The sequence below is a fragment of the Herpetosiphonaceae bacterium genome, assembly GCA_036374795.1.
Classification (GTDB): Bacteria; Chloroflexota; Chloroflexia; order Chloroflexales; family Kallotenuaceae; genus LB3-1.
Genome location: DASUTC010000348.1, coordinates 1 through 2,852 on the forward strand (window position 1 = coordinate 1; position 2,852 = coordinate 2,852).

Annotated in this window: 3 protein-coding genes; all 3 read right to left on the reverse strand. The window is 64.3% G+C overall.

Annotated elements, in window-relative coordinates; genetic code table 11:
- A partial coding sequence (locus VFZ66_28055) for a sulfotransferase (GenBank protein HEX6293069.1) occupies positions 1-650 on the reverse strand: 650 nt, incomplete at its 3' end.
- Positions 651-742: 92 nt separating this feature from the next.
- A complete protein-coding gene (locus tag VFZ66_28060; GenBank protein HEX6293070.1) occupies positions 743-1,693 on the reverse strand; it encodes a sulfotransferase in 951 nt (316 codons plus the stop codon).
- Positions 1,694-1,841: 148 nt separating this feature from the next.
- Positions 1,842-2,852 (reverse strand): sulfotransferase (locus tag VFZ66_28065; GenBank protein ID HEX6293071.1); only part of this gene is annotated, 1,011 nt, incomplete at its 5' end.

A 2,852-nucleotide genomic window follows, 5' to 3' on the forward strand; every position in this document is an offset into this window, starting at 1 on the left:
CCCTCCATGGTGAGCATCGCGGGTGTGTACGGCTCGCCGATAAAAGCGCAGACCTGGCGCAGCGTGGCCTCTGGCTGCTCAACCAGCGTCTCGTAGCGCACGATCAGGTAGCGGTCGGGGTAGCGCTCGGCATTGTGCTGCCCCTGCTCCACCGATCGACGCCAGCGCGCGGCTCCGGTGCCGATGCGACCGCGAATGGTTTTCCAGCGCGTGATGGCCGAGGCAAATCGATCGCGCGGATCGCGCACCATCTGGATCATGCGCGCGTCGGGATAGTCCGCAAAGATCATGTCGACATAATGCTCGTTGTTGAGCGATTTATCACCCCAGCGCACCTTGCCGAGCCGCTCGGCGTGGTGCTCTTCGAGCAGCGCAAACAGCCGGGCGTAGGAGGGCTGGCCGTGCCAGAACTCGCGCCGGATGCGCTCAGGATCGGGCTGGAGCTTGAGGTGCCGCTTGTAGCGCAGCATCGCGGCCAGGCAGCGCTCGAAGTTGGCCGGATCGCGCAGATCGCCGTACTGGCCGTAGAAGAAGCGCCAAAAGTTTGTCCGCCGGGTCATGGCAATATTCGGATGCGAGGCCAGCAGCGCGTACATCAAGCTGGTTCCGCTGCGCTCGATCCCTGCCAAAAAAATCGGTCCATGCGCCATCAGGTTCGCTCCTCTTGCACCAGAGCAGGTCCGGTCTTCGCGCCATCGACGAGGCGGCAGGCCTACGACGATCGATGGCCTTCGGGGGCGCTCTACGATCTGGCCTTGGTGATCAGTTGTTTCCGGGCAATGTGGGCGGGGAAGCTGGATTGCAGTGTCTCTAAGGTGTGCCAGGCTGCGGCACGCGCGATGTTGGTCGGCCAATCGATGAACGCCAGGGCCAGCCGCTCGCCAAGCGACAGACGAAGCGGCTGCGGTTTGTAGCCATAGGCCAGCATCTCCTGCCGGGCATAGCGCTGCACAAATGCAAGCTCTCGCTGAGAAAACGGTCGCGGATCGGGGCGCTCGTCCGTGGCTCCAGCCAGCGCCTCGTCGCTGCCAGATCTGGTTGTGCCCTCAAGTGTTACCATGTTCGGCACGAACGGCTCGCCGATAAAATCGCACACTTCGCGCAGCGCTTCTTCGCGCCGGGCCAGCAACGACTCGTAGCGGATCACCAGATAACAGTCGGGATAGCGCTGAACGTTGCGGCGCGCCAGCCGGGCCGAGTGACGCCAGCGGGCGGTCGTGCTGCCGATGCGGCTCGTCCCCGCAGCCGACGACGCTCGAATCGTCTCAAGCCGATCGCGCGGATCGCGGATCATATGAATCAGCCTGGCGCTCGGATAGGCTGCAAAGATCGCGTCGGCATACTCTTCGATGGCGCCGACTTGCTCGCCCCAGCGCGGCTTGCCCTCGCGCTCGGCGTAGTGCTGGTGAAAGAGCGCAAAGAGCCGGGCGTAGGAGGGCTGGCCCTGCCGAAACTCGCGCCGGATGCGCTCAGGATTGGGAGCCAGCGCCCGCACCGGAGCGTGCTTGAGCATCGCGGCCAGGCAGCGCTCGAAGTTGTCTGGATCGCGCAGATCGCCGTACTGGTTGTAGAAAAAGGTCCACATGTACGTTCGCCGGGTCATCGCCAGGCGGGGATGCGCCGACAGCGACAAGCGCATGAGCGTCTTCCCGCTGCGATCTGCTCCGCCCACAAAGATCGGGCCATGCTCCATGTTCGAGCCTCCTGAAAGAACCAAGGACAGACGGAGAACCAAGCACCAAACAAAGAATAAAGCACAAAAGAACCGGGTGCCCTCTGGGCGCACAAACGGAGGGCCAGAACACGAAACTCGAAGCTTGAAACGTTGAGCTCGAAACTCCCTACGCAGCGACCTTTGCGGCTGGCGGCTGGCGTCTGATCGTCGCCGGGAAGCGCTGCTGCAACGCTTCAAGGCCGCGCCACGTCAGCATGCGGGCCAGATTGACCGGACCATCGATCGCGGCAAACGCCAGCCGATCCCGCAGCGAGAGCCGGATCGGCTCCGGCTCGTAGCCGTAGGCACGCATCTGGCGTCCGGCCAGCGCTTGCATAAAGGCGATCTCGCGCTGCGGCACCGCGCCCCGGAAGCGCCCGATGTACGCCGTCGTGATCGGACTTTGGTCCGGCGCTGCCCCGCCGCCGTATTTCGCGCGGTAGCTCGGCGCTCCCTCCATGGTGAGCATCGCGGGTGTGTACGGCTCGCCGATAAAAGCGCAGACCTGGCGCAGCGTGGCCTCTGGCTGCTCAACCAGCGTCTCGTAGCGCACGATCAGGTAGCGGTCGGGGTAGCGCTGATGGTTGCGCCAGGCCAGACGGACGGAGTAGAGCCAGCGGGCGGTCGCGCCACCGGCCCGCATCTTGCCCTTGGGCCACAGCGCCAGCGATGCCTGATACCGATCGCGCGGATCGCGGATCATATGGATCATGCGTGCGCCGGGATAGGCCGCAAAGATCGCGTCGGCATAGCGCTCGATCAGTCCGCTCTGATCGCCCCAGCGCGGCTTGCCCTCGCGCTCGGCGTAGTGCTGGTGAAAGAGCGCAAAGAGCCGGGCGTAGGAGGGCTGGCCCTGCCGGAACTCGTGGCGGATGCGCTCAGGATCGGGCTGGATGAAGCGCGCGTGTTTATAGCGCAGCATCGCGGCCAGGCAGCGCTCGAAGTTAGCCGGATCGCGCAGATCGCCGTACTGGTTGTAAAAGAAGGTCCAGTAGTTCGAGCCGACGGCTGGAATCGCAATGTGCGGGTGCGAAACCAGCAGCGCGCGCAGCAGTGTCTTGCCGCAGCGATCCAGACCGCCGATAAAGATTGGGCCGCGCTCCATGATCGTTTCTCCTGTTATCCTGCCAGCCAGCGG